Raw genomic sequence first — 16,158 nt, 5'->3', positions numbered from 1 at the left:
CAGTGGTTTTAGGTGTTGGACGACCGACCTAGGAGTTTAACTCCTTAGAAAGGAGGTGATCCAGCCGCACGTTCCCGTACGGCTACCTTGTTACGACTTCACCCCAATCACCGGCCCCACCTTCGACGGCTGCCTCCCTTTCCAGGGTTAGCTCACCGGCTTCGGGTGTTACCGGCTTTCGTGGTGTGACGGGCGGTGTGTACAAGGCCCGGGAACGTATTCACCGCCGCATGCTGATCGGCGATTACTAGCGATTCCGCCTTCATGCAGGCGAGTTGCAGCCTGCAATCCGAACTGAGACCGGCTTTCTGGGTTCCGCTCCCCCTCGCGGGTTCGCCTCCCTCTGTACCGGCCATTGTAGCACGTGTGTAGCCCAGGACATAAGGGGCATGATGATTTGACGTCATCCCCACCTTCCTCCGGCTTATCGCCGGCAGTCCCTCTAGAGTGCCCGGCTTCACCCGCTGGCAACTAGAGGTAGGGGTTGCGCTCGTTGCGGGACTTAACCCAACATCTCACGACACGAGCTGACGACAACCATGCACCACCTGTCTCCGCGCTCCTAACCTTACGGTTAGGCACCCCAGTGTTTCCACCAGGTCCGCGGGATGTCAAGCCCTGGTAAGGTTCTTCGCGTTGCATCGAATTAAACCACATGCTCCACCGCTTGTGCGGGCCCCCGTCAATTCCTTTGAGTTTCAGCCTTGCGGCCGTACTCCCCAGGCGGGGTACTTATTGTGTTTACTACGGCACTGGAGGGGTCGATACCCCCAACACCTAGTACCCATCGTTTACAGCGTGGACTACCAGGGTATCTAATCCTGTTTGCTCCCCACGCTTTCGCGCCTCAGCGTCAGGTACAGTCCAGAGAGCCGCCTTCGCCACTGGTGTTCCTCCCGATATCTACGCATTTCACCGCTACACCGGGAATTCCGCTCCCCTCTCCTGCCCTCAAGCCTAACAGTTTCAAACGCATAACTGCGGTTGAGCCGCAGCCTTTTACGCCTGACACGTTAGGCCGCCTACACGCCCTTTACGCCCAGTAATTCCGGACAACGCTCGCCCCCTACGTCTTACCGCGGCTGCTGGCACGTAGTTAGCCGGGGCTTCCTCCTAGGGTACCGTCACTTCCTTCGTCCCCTAGGACAGGGGTTTACAACCCAAAGGCCTTCATCCCCCACGCGGCGTCGCTGCGTCAGGCTTCCGCCCATTGCGCAAGATCCCCCACTGCTGCCTCCCGTAGGAGTCTGGGCCGTGTCTCAGTCCCAGTGTGGCCGACCACCCTCTCAGGCCGGCTACCCATCGTCGCCTTGGTGGGCCGTTACCCCACCAACTAGCTAATGGGACGCAGGCCCATCCATGAGCGGTAGGCTCTCGCCCCCTTTCCTCCCCCCAGGATGCCCCAAGAGGAGCGTATCCGGTATTAGCCCCAGTTTCCCAGGGTTATCCCAGTCTCATGGGTAGGTTGCCTACGCGTTACTCACCCGTCCGCCGCTAAACCATACCAGTAAGCAAGCTTACCAGTATGGCCCGCTCGACTTGCATGTGTTAGGCACGCCGCCAGCGTTCGTCCTGAGCCAGGATCAAACCCTCCATAAAAAGATCTATCCCATCTTCACTTCCAAGCTCAATCCCAGCTTCTACCCCTCTATAAAGGGGTCGCCTACAACTTTCTCTTACGCCCAACACCTTACCACTGTTCACTTTTCAAAGACCTCGTCTCCCGACGCATCCCCTATCTTATCACCTCGCCGCCCCTTTGTCAAGAGGCCCTACCCTCTTTTCCTCCACCAGACCCCCCAACGGAACGGCATTGCCTAATATATCACCCACTCCAACCTCACTTCAACCCCGCCCTATCCCGCGTATTCCGCTTCTCGCCACGTTTCGTCATTTATACGGCCCTTATCCTTATGAAAGGTCACCTTTTCTTATAATTTGCCCTTTTATCCGCCTTCATATTATGGACCGCGGATTCCGAACATGCGTTCCCACCCCTCTGTTTTCACCCTATATGCTCCTTTATATTATGGTACTATATTATGGTACCCCCGGCGATGAACCGGCTTTATGATGCGGGTCTCCGTTATGATCAGGTCTACCGGAATGTCGTAGGGGGAGGGATGGGTGCTGGCCACTATTTGCAGGTCATAGGCCAGGGCGATCTTCGGGGTCCCCGGCCGCAGATGGGGCAAAAACCGGTCGTAATATCCGGCTCCATAGCCCAGGCGGTTGCCCTCCTCGTCGAAGGCCACCCCCGGCACAATACATAAGTCGATGGCTTGGGGCTTCACCGGCCGCAGGGTATCCCGCCGCGGTTCCATAATCCCCCATGTTCCCGGGCTCAGGTCCTCCGGATAGCGGTATACCTCGGAGGCAATTAGCTCCCGCTTTTCTCGGTGACAATAGGGTACGGCTACCCTTTTGCCCTGCCTCAGGGCTTCTTGCAGGAGTTCCCCGGTCTTTACTTCACTACCAAAGGAAACGTAGAGCATTACCATCCGGGCCTCTTGCCACGACAATAACCTCACCAGCCGTTCTTGAATGGCCTGGCTCTTGCGGGCCACCGCGTCCGCTGGAAGGCTATCCCGCCTGGTAAGTATTTCCCTCCGCAGCTCTTTTTTCACCTTTCTCCCCCCACATCTTTAATGGCGAAGCACTTCCACCGGGAGGCCAGCGGCCTCGGCCAGCTCTCTATAAGACCTGCCCGTCAGGTCCCGCCCCCAGAAGTCAAAGGCTGCACCAGGCAAAAGGATTAGGTCGGGCTGCGCCTTGGTAATTCTCTGCCCTTCTGCTTCCCAGGCCCGCACAAAGTCCGCTACCGTGAGCAGGCCGGCACAGGCAATGGATCCCCCGAAGAAGTAATTGGGCACCGGACGCACCTCTGCCACCCCGCGAACTGATCTAAGCATGGCCCTAACCACTCCTTCGGCAAGCTGGGAAGTAAAAATCAGCGCCCGCCGGGCTCCGTAGCGGCGGCAGGCCTCCTCTACCAGCTCGGCTATTGCCGGGTCCGCGTCCCACTCCAGGACGATCCCGCTTTTCTCCCCCGGAGACAATTCAAGGGTTACTTCCCCCCTCCAGAAATGGGGCCCGGCCTCCCGTTTTATCCTAAGGTGCCTCCGGCCTGGCCGCGAAACCAGGGCAAAGGCTTCTACCCGGCAGCGGGGGGCCTTTCCATCCACAGAGAGTATAACGTCTCCCCTTTGCAGACCGGCGGCTTCCGCGGGCGATGCCGGGATGACGCCGACTACGCGGGGAATAAGATCCCGCACCATAGGCGGCTCCAACCAGATGGGCACCTTTATCTCGCGCCGGAGTTCCGCTATAAAATTTTCCAGATCCCGGCGCAGGTCCGCAACATTAAACTGCAGGTGTGGCGGCGCCAGGCGGGTAAAACCGGGCAGGAAAACCCGGATAGTGGAGGCCCCCGCATCGGCAGCGCCCCTGAGGGTAGTCTCCAGGTCATCCCAGCCTACCAGGAATGGATAGGCCACCACGCTCCCGTGCCACCGTATGCCCCTTGAGGTCAGGCCTTCCAGGGTCCGCTGCAGAGGAAGGGTTTCCTCCTTCCCTAAAAGCCTCTTTCTCCCGGCCGGAGTCAAGCTGTTAATAGAAATGGTGATTTCCACGGGCCTTAGGGCTAGGAGGGCCTCTATTGTCCTTTCATCCAGGAGCAGGCCGTTGGTGGTAATTTCCACAGGAGTCTGGGGGTAACGCCGCCGCAAACGGGCCATTATCTCCAGGAAATGGGGGTGGGTAAGGGGCTCACCTTCCAGCAGTCGGGTGGCCGATTCACCTATGACGATCTTGCGCCGGCAGTCCAGATAATCAAGAAGGACTTCCACCTCCTCCAAAGACAGCGGTGGAAAGGCCAGGGTTTCTACTCCCGGAGGGTTTTGGCGGTGGCTGCAGAAAACACAGTGGAGGTTGCATGTCGAGGTCAGGGGCAGGATGTTATAATGGGACGCGGTGAGGGCTATCAACTGCCACTTATCCACAGACTTATCCACGTCCCAAATCCTTGATTTCTAAGGACTCGCGGTATTTATCCACATTATGAACCCCCTTCGCCCGTCTCCAGCCTCCCATCTTTTCCACATGGCCCCGCTTTGATTCTCCTATTTAACCACAGCCTTATACACATTATCCACAATTCTTACCCTTGTCCCCAACCCCTTCAAGGTCCCAAGGGTCCCGTAGGACCTCGCACAACAGATTCTATCAGGGGAAGATGGGGAACGGCGTCCAGGTCCAGGGAAGAAAATTCCCCCCGTACATACTGGTAATGGGCTGCGCAGGCGATCATGGCGGCATTGTCGGTACAAAAAATTCGACGGGGAATGAACACCGGCAACCCCACCTCCTGGGCGGCAGCGGATAACGCCCGGCGCAGGGCTTCATTGGAGGCCACCCCGCCCACGGCCAAAATAGACCGGGCCGACGGGACCCTTTTTACCGCCCTCATGGTCTTACCCACGAGGACGTCCACCACCGCCTGCTGAAAACTGGCCGCCACATCGGCAAGGTTAATTTCCCGACCGGCCTGTTGTTCCTGCCGCAGGTAATTCAACACCGCGGTCTTCAGGCCGCTAAAGCTGAAGTCCAGGCTCCCCTCTTCCAGCCAAGCCCGGGGGAAGGGGATGGCCGCCGGATTGCCCTGGCCTGCGAGCCTTTCCAGCTCGGGCCCGCCCGGATACCCCAACCCCAGGGCGCGGGCAACCTTGTCAAAGGCCTCCCCTGCCGCATCATCCCGGGTAGTACCCATCAGGTAGCGCTTACGGTGGCTTTCCAGATACAGGAGGGAAGTATGGCCGCCGGAAACCACCAGGCATACGGCGGGGAGCGGCAGATCCGGGTATTCCAAGAAACCGGCGTAAATATGACCGATTAGATGGTGCACTCCGATGAAGGGTTTTCCCAGGGCATAGGCCAGGCCCTTGGCATAGGACAAACCTACCAGCAAAGCGCCTACCAGGCCGGGCCCGTAGGTGGCGGCTATGGCGTCTACGTCCGCAAAGGAAATACCGGCCCGGTCCAGGGCTTCTTGCACTACAAGGGGGATATTCTCTAGATGCCGGCGGGAAGCAATTTCCGGTACGACTCCTCCAAAGCGCCGGTGGACCGATTGAGAGGCAACGATATTGGCCCGTACCTTCGTCCCGTCTTCCACTACGGCGGCCGCCGTTTCGTCACAAGAAGTTTCCACGGCCAAAATGAGATCAGGCATGCTCTTCTCCCTGCCGGTAAAAGTGCTTCCACATGATAATGGCATCCTCATGGTTGTCGTTGTAATATCCCTTTCGGATGCCGGCGCGAACAAAGCCCAGCCTTGCATAAAGACGCTGGGCCGGCAAATTGGAGACCCGCACTTCCAGGGTCATGCGGTCGGCGCCCAGGCGCGCCGCTTCCTGCATAAGGGTTCTGAGGAGCAACTCCCCCAGGCGTCTTCCCCGGTAAGCCGGGTGGACGGCGATATTAGTTATATGGGCCTCGTCCAAGATTATCCACATTCCCGCGTATCCGACGACGCGGTCCCCCTCGAGGCAGACATAGTAACGGGCGCAATCGTTGGTCAAAAGCTCGTTTAGAAAAGACGAGCGCGGCCACGGCGAGGGAAAGGAAGCCCTTTCAATGGCCAGCACCTCGTCCAGGTGCCGGATGGTCATGGGCACAACAGCCATTAACTTCAGGCCTTCAGTTCGGCCGCCGATGGCCGTAGGTACAGGGGCTTTAACTGAAACAGATCGTCCTCCTGGTTCCGGCTCAGCCGTATCTGGCCCTGGCGGGCTATCTGGGCTGCACGAGGCATGGTATTTTCGGGAGGCAAAAAAACCGCCCGCTCTTCCAATTCCTCCCATACCTTCATATAGGGCATCACGGCATCGCCTAAGAAGTATACCGGCTCGCCGTAAGAAGCCAACTCTAGAACCCAAGAAGAGGGATTCACGGCTCGATAAGAAACCAGACAATTTAACCTTCCCCCCTGCCAGCGATAGAGCGCTGTATAAACCTCCTGACGCCGGGCCACCACCACGGGGCATATTAAACCTCCCACGCCCGCTGCGTTCAAAGCCAAGGCATCCAGGGTGGGTATCCCCACCAACGGCTTGCCGCCGGCATGGGCCAAGCCTTTAGCCGTGGCCAGGCCAATGCGCAAGCCGGTAAAGGAACCCGGCCCGAGGGCCACGGCTATTCCGGCCAGGTCCTTAATCTTTACTCCTACTTCCTCTAGTAAAGAGGATATCACCGGTAAGAGGCGCCGGGAATGATGTTCCTTGCTGTCTAAATATACTTCGGCCAGCAGCTTTTGGGCATCCACCAGGGCCGCGCTAACGACCGAGGTGGAGGTTTCGATACCCAGTACCAGCAACAACTTCCACCCCTAGAACCGAGTTCTCCCCTTTTACCCAGGGGATAGAGCCGTCCCTGTGCCACCACCTGCATCAGTCGCCGGGAAAGCCGGGCCAGCGTTAGCTATTCTCCAAGCAGAGACCCGGCCAGCTCCTTTACCAGCTCCAGGTAGCGCTCCCCTGAGGGGATCAGGCGGGCCCGGCGCCCCTCGCCGGGACCTACTGCCAGATGAATTTCCAGCCGTTCGGGGACAAAAGCCCCCAGCCTGTCTCCCCACTCCACCACCGTCACTCCCGAGCCCTTCAAATACTCTTCTAAACCCAAATCCCAGATTTCCTCCGGGTCCTCCAGGCGGTAGAGGTCCAGGTGATAGAGGGGACAGCGACCACGGTATTCCTGGATCAGGGTAAAGGTCGGGCTGGTAATCCAACCCTCCACTCCCAATCCCTCGGCTAGGCCCTGGGCCAGGGTCGTTTTGCCAGCCCCCAGTTCGCCTGCAAGAATTATAACGTCCCCCGGGAGCACCAGCCTTCCCAGAGCTCGACCCAGCTTGCGTGTAGATGTGGAATCCTTTAAGAATACCTCCACCAAAAAACCCCCAGGCCTGTATCCCTACATCCTCGAAGTCGTCCGCTAGTAGTATTGCCGGCAGCTTTTCCCGGCAAACCGGGCCACCACTTCAATAAGCCTTCAAACCCCACTCGGCCTCCAGGGACAGCTGTTCCGTGTGCAGTTCCCGGTATAGGTCGCGCACCTTCTTGAAATCCTCCCATACCGGCCTCTTCTTCCCTTCGTCCCGCAGCAGGGCTGCCGGGTGAAAGGTGGGCATATAACGAATCCCGTCCTTCTCAATCCACTGGCCCCGCAGGCGAGTAATGCTCCCTCCAGGGGCAATCAGGGTTTGAGTGGCCAAGGCCCCCAGGCAAACGATGATCTTGGGCCGGACGAGGCGGATCTGTTCCTCCAGATACCCCCGGCAGGCCTCAACCTCCGCGCTGGTAGGCAGCCGGTTTCCGGGCGGACGACATTTTACAACGTTGGTGATATAAACCTCCTCCCTCCGGAAGCCAGCTGCCCTCAAGATGCGGTTAAGAAGTTCCCCAGCCGCCCCCACGAAGGGGCGCCCCAGCTGGTCTTCCCGAGCCCCCGGCCCTTCGCCGACCAGCATCAAAGTCGCCCGGAGGCTGCCCTCGCCCAAAACTACGTTCTTAGCCGTACGCCTCAATCCACAAGCTCTACAAGAATTAACCCTCTGCCTCAATCCTTCCCAGTCCATGTCCAATCCCCACTCTAAAGGAAAAACAAAGGCGCCCGCCGCCCCGGCCGGGCAGGCCCTAAGCACGGGCACCGGAAAAGCCGAAGGTCCTTTAGCCTACCACCCTATCTAATCTTCCGCCCTTCCTTGGCCGCCTCCACAACGGACAACAGTTCCGCGGCTGCCGCGCGAACATCCCGGGCGCTCACCACTGCGGAAATAACGGCCACGCCGTCTGCCCCCGCGGCCACCACCCCGGCAGCATTCTCTCGGTTAATACCTCCGATGGCCACCAGGGGTATAGATACAACCCTCTTCAGGGTGGAAATCAATTCCGGACCCACCGGTTGACCGGCATCGGCCTTGCTGCCGGTGGCAAAAATCGGCCCCACTCCAAGATAATCGGCCCCCGCGGCCTGGGCGTCCCAGGCTTCCTCCACACTGCCCACGGACACGCCCAAAATCCGCCCTGGTCCCAGGAGCCGGCGGGCGATTGACGCAGGAAGGTCGTCCTGCCCCAGGTGGACGCCGTCAGCCTCTACGGCCAGGGCCACATCCAGACGATCATTAACAATAAAGCCCGCCCCGGCCTCCCGGGTGAGCTTTCTTATCTCCCGTCCCACCTCAACCAGGGCGCGGGCCGTCCAGTTCTTCTCCCGCAGCTGAATGACCGTAGCACCCCCGGCTAAGGCCTGGCGAACCACTTCAAGGGTCTGCCGGCCGCAGGATAATTCGGAAGAAGTGACGACATAGAGATCGTAACGCATAGCTCTCCCTGCCCCTCAAGTTCCGTAAGCCTGGGTCTCTAGGTACATAACCCGGCGCACCTCGGCCTTGATTTCTTCCAGGTCAAAGGGTTTCAACAGGAAACCGCTGGCGCCGCGTTCCCACAACTCTTTTTCGTTGGCCGCCCCCAAATAGGCGGTTACGATGATAACCTTGGTGGTGGGCGAGGAAGCCTTAATGTGGGGTAAAGCCTCCAGCCCATCCATGAGGGGCATTTTAACATCCATGATCACTACGTCGGGCTGGAAGGCATTGACCTGCTGGATGGCCTGCAAACCGTTAGCGGCTACCGCCACCTGGAACCCCTCATCTTTAAAGAGGAGTTCCAGCAGCAGGCGAACCCCTGGTTCATCATCCACCACCAGTAACCTAGGTGGCTTATCCATAGCCGGCCTCCCGGGAGATCGGTAAACTACCTGATCTTATTTTCTTCTTTCATTCGACTTTAGTAGCCTGGATTCCTGCAGGGGGTGGAAATATCTGCTGCAGAAATGAAATGTTGAAAAAGTTGTCGCTGCTCGGGACACCGGGTTATCAGTTCTTCGGGATGCCATTGCACCCCCAAGACGAAGGACCCTCTTGTACCCTCCAGGGCCTCTATAATGCCATCACCCGCCCGGGCGCTGACCCGTAGGCCCTCGCCGGGATCCCGGACGGCCTGGTGGTGCATACTGTTCACCCGGGCCCTGGGTCCCAGAATGGCGGCTAACAAGGTTTCCGGCAAAATCTCAATGGTGTGGTGGGGATGGGAACGCGGTTTCCGCTGGCTGTGCTGCCAGCAGCCCGGCACCTCGCGGGCTATGTCCTGGTAAAGGGTACCTCCGGCCGCGACGTTTAAGGTCTGCATACCCCGGCAGAGGGCCAGAATGGGCATCCCCCGCTCTAGGGCTCTCCGGGTAAGGGCGAGCTCGAACTCGTCCCTCTCGGGGAAGACCCGGCCCAGGCCTTCCCTGGGCTCCTGGCCGAAAAAGGCAGGATCGATATCGCCACCCCCTGTTAAGAGCAGCCCATCTATTATGCTTAAATACCGGTCCACCAAATCTACGGGGCCGGGGGGCAGGATTAAGGGTATACCCCCGGCGCAGCTCACCGCCTCGATATAGGCGCGGTTCAAGAAAAACCGCCTGTTCTCTAGGTCACCGTCGCAAGTCACCCCGATCACCGGCGCCATGGGGTGCCCCCCTCCCCCTGTCCCTTTCAGGCCGCCAGAAGGGCTGAAAACAAAAGCCTACCTGCGCAGGCAGGTAGACTCTTCCCCCTTTCCCTAAGCCGGGCTTCCCGGCTCAGTTCATATTTCCGTCAGGCCCAGGCTGATTTCGAGGGCCCTATTTACCTTCTCCATAATCTCATCGTCCAGAAAAGCCACCTTTTGTCTCAGGCGGCTCTTATCAATAGTACGAATCTGTTCCGTCAATATTACCGAATCCCGCTCCAGGCCGCTCTGGGCGGCGCTTATCTCCACATGGGTAGGCAGCTTGGCCTTGTTTATCTGGGAGGTAATGGCAGCTACGATGGTCGTGGGGCTATATTGATTACCGATGTCATTCTGGATAATGAGCACCGGCCGGGTACCCCCCTGCTCCGAACCCACTACCGGGTTTAATTGTGCATAGAAAATATCCCCGCGTCGAACCAGCATGTTACTTGCACTCCGCCAATTTGGTCTCGTAGTAGTTTTGCACTTCCTCCTCTACAGCATAGTGTTCCTTAGCCAGGGATAAATTAATTTGAGCCATTTCCTGGTATCCGCGCTTCATCTGCTCCCGGATGGCCCGCCGTCTACGTTCGGCTATATACAGTTTCATCGCCTCGCGAATAAACTCACTCCGGTTGCGCTTTTCCTGGTTGGCTAATCCGTCCACCTCGGCTAGCAGGCTTTCGGGAAGGCTTATCATGATGCGTCTGACGCCCGGCAAGGAAGGCACCTCCTCGAAATATTGCAAACAAGCTATAACCCATTATAGCAGTAAACTCCTGCCACAGCAAGTCGTTTCCTGCCTAAGGGCACCACCGCCCTGAAGGAGTCTCAGAAGGCCGGCGCCCCTTCCTCCCTCTAACCGCGCCCGTCCGGGAAAAGAACCCCCATCTTTATTGCGCGGCTGAGGATCCTGCCGAGAAGACTGCTAACTTCGGGTTTCTTCGTATAAATAGACCCGCGGCACCCTATGGGACACCATACACAAGACCTCGTAGTTAACAGTCCCCAGCCGGCCGGCAACCTCCTCGGCCGGCAGAACCGCTTCTCCCTGGCGGCCGAAAAGGACCACTTCATCACCTACCTGCACTCCGGGTATAGCAGTTACATCTATCATACAGTAATCCATGCATACCCGGCCGATGACCGGTGCCCGCCGACCCCGCACCAATACTTCTCCCCGGTTGGATAACAGGCGCGAGAAGCCGTCGGCGTATCCTACGGGCAGGGTGGCTACTCTGGTGGGCCGCGGGGCACAGTAGGTGCAGCCATAGCTTATATAGCTGCCCGGCGGTACTTCCTTGACCAGGATTACCCGGGTCTTAAAAGCCATGGCCGGCTGCAGCTCCAATCTGCCCCTATCCACTTCCTCCGAGGGATAGTGGCCGTACAGGCTAATCCCCGCCCTTACCAGGTTGAAATGGGTGGCCGGCAGGTCCAGGATGGCGCCGCTATTGGCCGCATGTTTCCACGGAATGTTTATTCCTGCCCGTTCTAATTCCTGCAGAATGCGCTCGAAGGTCTTGAGCTGCTGCCAGGTGTAGGTTTTGTCTAGGGCATCGGCATTGGCAAAGTGGGTAAAAATGCCCTCCAGGACTACCCCCGGTAGCCCGCATATGGCCCGCGCTACCTCTAGGGCCTCCTCGGGGAAAACTCCCAGGCGCCCCATACCCGTATCGATTTTCAGGTGGATCTTGGCCGTCCGTCCCGCGGCTGAGGCCGCCCGGGAAAGGGCCCGGGCTTGCTCCAGATTAAATACGGTCTGAGAAATATCCTCTTTAACTATTATAGGAGCATCCTCTAAAGACAAATAACCCAATATGAGGATTGGAGCCCCCACACCGGCCCGGCGCAGCTCTACAGCTTCGTCTACGGTGGCGACACCCAGCCAAGAAGCACCATTGGCCAGAGCCGTCCGGGCCACGGGCACGGCCCCGTGCCCGTAGGCGTTGGCTTTGACAACGGCCATGAGTTCTGTCCGGGGAGCCAGCAGGTTCTTTAGCTGCCGCGTATTATGGGCTATAGCTCTAAGATCGATTTCGGCCCACACCGGCCTCGACATGGTGCTTAACACCCTCCAATTTCTAAGCTTCGAGTTTGGCGAGTACCGACGGCAGACAATCCAGCAGGTCGCCGGCCACCAGGCCCCGGTGTCCTTTCACGCGGGCCGCCTCGTCACCGGCTGAGCCGTGGAGGAAAACTCCCACGGCGGCGGCCGTACCAGAGGTCAGTCCTTGAGCTATCAACCCGGCAATAACACCGGTTAACACATCCCCGCTGCCCGCCGTGGCCATGCCCGGATTACCGGTAGGGTTAACATAGGTATCTCCTGCCGGACAGGCGATGATCGTCCGGGCTCCCTTCAGCACCACCACAGCCCGCCATTCCTGGGCGGCCCGGGCAGCCGTGGCCAGACGGTCTTCCTGAACCCTGGCCGCCGTAGTCCCCTGCAACCGAGCCATCTCACCGGGATGTGGCGTCAAGACCACCTCCCCTTTGGCTTCCCATAGCCACCGAGCATCATCAGCCAGGGCATTCAGGGCGTCGGCGTCCACCACCACCGGACAACGCACCTGGGGGAGGAGTTCCCGGACCAAAAGGCTGGCGGAGGGGTCCCGAGATAGGCCGGGGCCAATGGCCAGCACCCGACACCGTTCCAGCATTTCCAGAATAAGAGGCAGGGCCTCCCGGCTCACGGCCCCTTCCGGCGTTTCCGGCAAGCCCCTGGTCATAATTTCCGCCGCCCCGGCCGCCACCGTCCCCTGACAGCTCCGGGGTACGGCCGCCGTCACCAGCCCGGCCCCGGCCCGCAAGGCGCCCATAGCCGTAAGAATAGGGGCTCCCGTCATGCCTCGGCAGCCGCCCACTACCAGAACATGGCCGAAAGAACCTTTATGGGCTGTGGAATCCCGGGGTTTTAAGTGCTCGCGACACCAATCGGGGGTAAGCAAGCGTACTTTCAATCCCCGGCTCTCAATGAGATGCCGGGGAATACCGATGTCGGCTATTTCTACCCTGCCGGCCAGGGTGGCTCCGGGTTCTAGGGCCAGGCCCAACTTTGGCAGGGCAAAGGTCACCGTCCACGTGGCCCGGATGCAAGGGCCGTGACTGCGGCCCGTATCGGCTTCCAGGCCCGAGGGGAGGTCCACGGCCACTACAGGCTTGGCCGCCCGATTAATCAATTGAATAACTTCACCGGCTACCCCCAGGGCAGCTCCCTTGAAGCCCGTACCGAAAATGGCATCTACCACCAGATCGGCATATAGCAGGGCGATGTCGGCCCTCTGCAAGTGGTTTTGCTCCAGGAGGGGAAAAACTTTACCCCCCATTTTCTGATAAATTTCCAGATTGGTGCGGGGATCGCCCCGCAACTCTTCTGGACGGGCCAGCAGGAAGACCTTTACTTCGGCGCCTTCGTTGTGGAGGTGGCGGGCCACCACCACCCCGTCTCCTCCGTTGTTGCCCTTGCCGGCAAAGATCAGCACCCGCTTGCCCCGAGCCGTGCCGCCAAAATAACGGCGGATGGATTCCACCACCCGCAGCCCTGCGTTTTCCATGAGGACAATGCTGGGGATAAAATACTCCCGGCTCGCCGAGCGGTCGATTTCTCCCATTTCCGCCGCGGTCACCAGGTACATACCTCGATCACCTCCTGTCCGCTATGGCGACGGCTACCGCCATACTGCCGTGATGGGAAAGGCTCACGTCGATGCCCGCAATCCCCTTTTCCCGAGCGACTTCTGCTACCCGTCCGTGGAGCACCACCTGGGGTCGGCCGCGCTCATCGACGATAATCTCGACATCCTTCCACCTCAGTTGACCCCATCCCAAGCCCAGGACCTTAAACACCGCCTCCTTGGCCGCCCAGCGTGCAGCCAGCGACGCCCCCGGACGCCTCCGGCCCCCGCAGTAGGCCTGTTCCCGGGAGGTAAAGACCCGGTGTAGGAAGCGGGGGTGTCGGTCTAGGGCCTTCTCGATGCGCTCAATCTCTATAATATCTATGCCGACGAGGGGCATTTCTTACGTCCTCCTATGGAGCCGGATTTCTTATGTTTTATCGTGCGCTCGCCATATCAGGACCGGTCTGCCATTACCTTCCATTATACCTCACTTTCCTCTAGCCTTATGCACACCTTTTATCTCTTTTCGGCAAAAAGAGTCGAATACCTTCCAGCCACCGCTGGGAGGGTAAAAATGCCCTTCAACCCCTCCAAATCTACTTTTAACGGCCAAAAACTTTTCATCCTTCGGGGGGCTTGCTATGATAACCAGTAAATACGTATGGGCCCCAGGAGCACCTTCGAGACTGCTCCCTCCTTGGCCCCGAAAAGGAGATGTAACTATTGTTATTCATATACTCTTATTGCAATTTTTAATCATCTCATATATATCTACAAAGGAGGCGACTCCATGAAGCAGGAAGGGAAGACCCTGGAAGCCCTGCTGCGGGAAAACCGGTTGTTTCACCCGCCGGAGGATTTTGCCCGGCAGGCCAACACCTCCCGGTCGAAGCTTTTTGAACTTAAAGATACCGAAGAATTCTGGGCCGCGGCCGCTTCCTCCCTAACGTGGTTTAAGCCCTGGGACAAGGTACTGGAGTGGGATTATCCCCGGGCCTGGTGGTTTAGCGGTGGCACCCTCAACGTATCTTTTAATTGTCTGGACCGGCACTTAACTTCTTGGCGGCGCAACAAAGCAGCCCTAATCTGGGAAGGGGAGCCGGGTGACTTCTGCGTCCTGACCTACCGCGACCTCTACCGAGAAGTAAACAAGTTTGCCGCCGTCCTGCGCTCCCTAGGGGTACGGCGGGGTGACCGCGTGACCCTGTATCTTCCCATGATTCCCGAGCTGCCCATTGCCATGCTTGCTTGTACCCGCATAGGCGCCGTGCACAACGTGGTCTTCGCCGGTTTCAGTGCCCATGCCCTCCAGGAGCGCATCAACGATATCGGCTCCCGCGTGTTAATAACCGCGGATGGCGGGTTCCGGCGCGGTCAGGTAGTGCCCCTTAAAGAAAACGCCGATGCCGCCCTCCAATCCACCCCCAGCATCGAAAGGGTGGTAGTGGCCAAGCGTACCGGACAGCCCGTAAATATGCAACCCGGGCGCGATCTGTGGTGGCATGAGCTGATGGCCACCGCGCCCCTCTACCTGGAGCCGGAGCACATGGAAGCCGAGGATCCCCTTTTCATCCTGCATACCAGCGGCACCACCGGGAAACCTAAAGGGGTGGTTCATACTACGGGTGGCTATCTGGTGGGGGTAGCCACAACGGCTCGCTATATTCTAGATTTAAAGGATGAGGACGTCTACTGGTGCACCGCCGACATCGGCTGGATCACCGGCCACAGCTACGTGGTCTACGGACCCCTGGCAAACGGCGCCACCGTCCTCATGTACGAAGGTGCCCCGGATTATCCCCGGCCGGACCGCTTCTGGCAGATCATAGAAAAGTTCGGAGTCACCATTTTCTACACCGCCCCCACTGCCATACGGGCATTCATGCGCTGGGGTACCAGCCATCCCGCCCGCCACGACTTGTCCTCTTTACGTCTGCTGGGAACCGTGGGCGAACCTATCAACCCGGAAGCCTGGATGTGGTATTACACCCACATCGGCCGACAGCGTTGCCCCATTGTGGATACTTGGTGGCAGACCGAAACCGGCATGATCCTGATAAGCCCCCTCCCCGGGGAAACGCCTTTAAAGCCCGGTTCAGCCACCAGGCCCTTCCCGGGCATTAAAGCCGACGTCGTGGATGAAAAAGGTAACCCGGTACCCCCCAACCAGGGCGGCTACCTAGTTATCAAGAAGCCCTGGCCCGCCATGATGCGTACCATCTACGGTGATCCGGATCGCTATGTCAGCCAGTACTGGTCCCGCATCCCGGGTTGCTATTTTACCGGCGACGGAGCCCGGAAGGATGCCGACGGCTACTTTTGGATCTTGGGCCGAGTAGACGACGTAATTAATGTTTCCGGGCACCGCCTGGGCACCATGGAGGTGGAGAGCGCCCTGGTGGATCACCAGGCAGTGGCCGAAGCCGCGGTCATCAGCCGTTCCCACCCCATTAAGGGCCAGGGTATAGTGGCCTTTGTGACCCTCAAAGAAGGGGTTTCCCCTTCACCAGACTTGGCCCAGGAGCTTAAAAACCACGTCGTAAACATAATTGGAGCCCTGGCCCGTCCGGAAGAAATCTTTTTCACCTCCGAACTCCCCAAGACCCGCAGCGGTAAAATCATGCGCCGCCTGCTCAGGGACATTGCCGAAGGCCGGGCTCTCGGTGATGTTTCCACCCTGGCCGACCCTGGAACGGTAGAACATCTTAGAAAGGCGTATGGAGAAGAAGCCTAGAAGTATGAGGGCCGCCCGCCCTACCGACCGCTACAGGACCCTTCTACAAACTTAAGGCTAAAACAAAAGGCAACAGCCCTTCTCCCATAAGAGCAGCGGTAGAAGGGCTGTTCCTTGTTCGGCTCCCCTAGGAACCCCAAAGGAAGTGCCTGTAAACTAACTGTCAAAGAAGAGCAAAATGAGGATCAGGAACAAGATAAAAGCAAACCTGCCG

General features: G+C 58.7%; 16 protein-coding genes and 1 rRNA gene. 1 reads left to right on the top strand and 16 read right to left on the bottom strand.

What is annotated here, in order from left to right:
* Nucleotides 1-48 precede the first annotated feature (48 nt).
* From TAMC210_RS01820 to TAMC210_RS01745, 16 genes are all read right to left on the bottom strand, one after another.
* Nucleotides 49-1,599 (bottom strand): 16S ribosomal RNA (locus TAMC210_RS01820).
* A gap of 428 nt (nt 1,600-2,027) precedes the next feature.
* A complete protein-coding gene (locus TAMC210_RS01815) occupies nt 2,028-2,627 on the bottom strand; it encodes a 5-formyltetrahydrofolate cyclo-ligase (protein WP_173297097.1) in 600 nt (199 codons plus the stop codon).
* 18 nt (nt 2,628-2,645) lie between these two features.
* Nucleotides 2,646-4,013, bottom strand: coding sequence for a DUF512 domain-containing protein (locus tag TAMC210_RS01810; protein ID WP_173297096.1), 1,368 nt, complete (start codon nt 4,011-4,013; stop codon nt 2,646-2,648).
* A gap of 167 nt (nt 4,014-4,180) precedes the next feature.
* A complete protein-coding gene (gene tsaD / locus TAMC210_RS01805) occupies nt 4,181-5,230 on the bottom strand; it encodes a tRNA (adenosine(37)-N6)-threonylcarbamoyltransferase complex transferase subunit TsaD (protein WP_173297095.1) in 1,050 nt (349 codons plus the stop codon).
* Nucleotides 5,223-5,684 (bottom strand): ribosomal protein S18-alanine N-acetyltransferase, encoded by a 462-nt coding sequence (gene rimI, locus TAMC210_RS01800; protein ID WP_217267216.1) that lies wholly within the window; start codon nt 5,682-5,684, stop codon nt 5,223-5,225. The genes tsaD and rimI overlap by 8 nt, the downstream gene beginning before the upstream one ends.
* A gap of 5 nt (nt 5,685-5,689) precedes the next feature.
* Nucleotides 5,690-6,373 carry a tRNA (adenosine(37)-N6)-threonylcarbamoyltransferase complex dimerization subunit type 1 TsaB gene (gene tsaB / locus TAMC210_RS01795; protein ID WP_173297094.1) on the bottom strand — a complete coding sequence of 228 codons (684 nt, stop codon included), beginning with the start codon at nt 6,371-6,373 and terminating at the stop codon, nt 5,690-5,692.
* Between the two features lie 104 nt (nt 6,374-6,477).
* Nucleotides 6,478-6,942 carry a tRNA (adenosine(37)-N6)-threonylcarbamoyltransferase complex ATPase subunit type 1 TsaE gene (tsaE, locus tag TAMC210_RS01790; protein ID WP_173297093.1) on the bottom strand — a complete coding sequence of 155 codons (465 nt, stop codon included), beginning with the start codon at nt 6,940-6,942 and terminating at the stop codon, nt 6,478-6,480.
* A gap of 91 nt (nt 6,943-7,033) precedes the next feature.
* Nucleotides 7,034-7,630, bottom strand: coding sequence for a uracil-DNA glycosylase (locus TAMC210_RS01785; protein ID WP_173297092.1), 597 nt, complete (start codon nt 7,628-7,630; stop codon nt 7,034-7,036).
* 104 nt (nt 7,631-7,734) lie between these two features.
* Complete coding sequence (thiE, locus tag TAMC210_RS01780; protein ID WP_173297091.1) at nt 7,735-8,376, bottom strand: thiamine phosphate synthase; 642 nt, start codon at nt 8,374-8,376, stop codon at nt 7,735-7,737.
* Nucleotides 8,377-8,391: 15 nt separating this feature from the next.
* Entirely contained in the window at nt 8,392-8,781 is a 390-nt protein-coding gene (locus tag TAMC210_RS01775; RefSeq protein ID WP_173297090.1) for a response regulator, read from the bottom strand.
* Nucleotides 8,782-8,840: 59 nt separating this feature from the next.
* On the bottom strand, nt 8,841-9,566 hold the full coding sequence (locus tag TAMC210_RS01770; RefSeq protein WP_173297089.1) for a gamma-glutamyl-gamma-aminobutyrate hydrolase family protein: 726 nt from the start codon (nt 9,564-9,566) through the stop codon (nt 8,841-8,843).
* A 117-nt stretch (nt 9,567-9,683) separates the two neighbouring features.
* Entirely contained in the window at nt 9,684-10,034 is a 351-nt protein-coding gene (locus tag TAMC210_RS01765) for a type II toxin-antitoxin system PemK/MazF family toxin (RefSeq protein WP_173297088.1), read from the bottom strand.
* 1 nt (nt 10,035) lies between these two features.
* Nucleotides 10,036-10,311 (bottom strand): CopG family ribbon-helix-helix protein, encoded by a 276-nt coding sequence (locus tag TAMC210_RS01760; RefSeq protein WP_373996420.1) that lies wholly within the window; start codon nt 10,309-10,311, stop codon nt 10,036-10,038.
* 207 nt (nt 10,312-10,518) lie between these two features.
* Nucleotides 10,519-11,652 carry an alanine racemase gene (gene alr / locus TAMC210_RS01755; RefSeq protein ID WP_173297087.1) on the bottom strand — a complete coding sequence of 378 codons (1,134 nt, stop codon included), beginning with the start codon at nt 11,650-11,652 and terminating at the stop codon, nt 10,519-10,521.
* A 22-nt stretch (nt 11,653-11,674) separates the two neighbouring features.
* Nucleotides 11,675-13,228, bottom strand: coding sequence for an NAD(P)H-hydrate dehydratase (locus TAMC210_RS01750; protein ID WP_173297086.1), 1,554 nt, complete (start codon nt 13,226-13,228; stop codon nt 11,675-11,677).
* A 7-nt stretch (nt 13,229-13,235) separates the two neighbouring features.
* The gene (locus TAMC210_RS01745) at nt 13,236-13,607 is read right to left on the bottom strand and encodes a holo-ACP synthase (RefSeq protein WP_173297085.1); all 372 of its coding nucleotides are present in this window, start codon (nt 13,605-13,607) and stop codon (nt 13,236-13,238) included.
* 393 nt (nt 13,608-14,000) lie between these two features.
* Here TAMC210_RS01745 and acs point away from each other — a divergent pair, with 393 nt between their 5' ends.
* A complete protein-coding gene (acs, locus tag TAMC210_RS01740) occupies nt 14,001-15,944 on the top strand; it encodes an acetate--CoA ligase (RefSeq protein ID WP_173297084.1) in 1,944 nt (647 codons plus the stop codon).
* The last annotated feature ends 214 nt before the right edge of the window (nt 15,945-16,158 follow it).

It is taken from the genome of Thermanaeromonas sp. C210, assembly GCF_013167955.1.
GTDB lineage: Bacteria > Bacillota > DSM-521 > Neomoorellales > Neomoorellaceae > UBA12545.
Note: the sequence above shows the minus strand (reverse complement) of the source record. Positions and strands in the feature narration are given on the sequence as shown.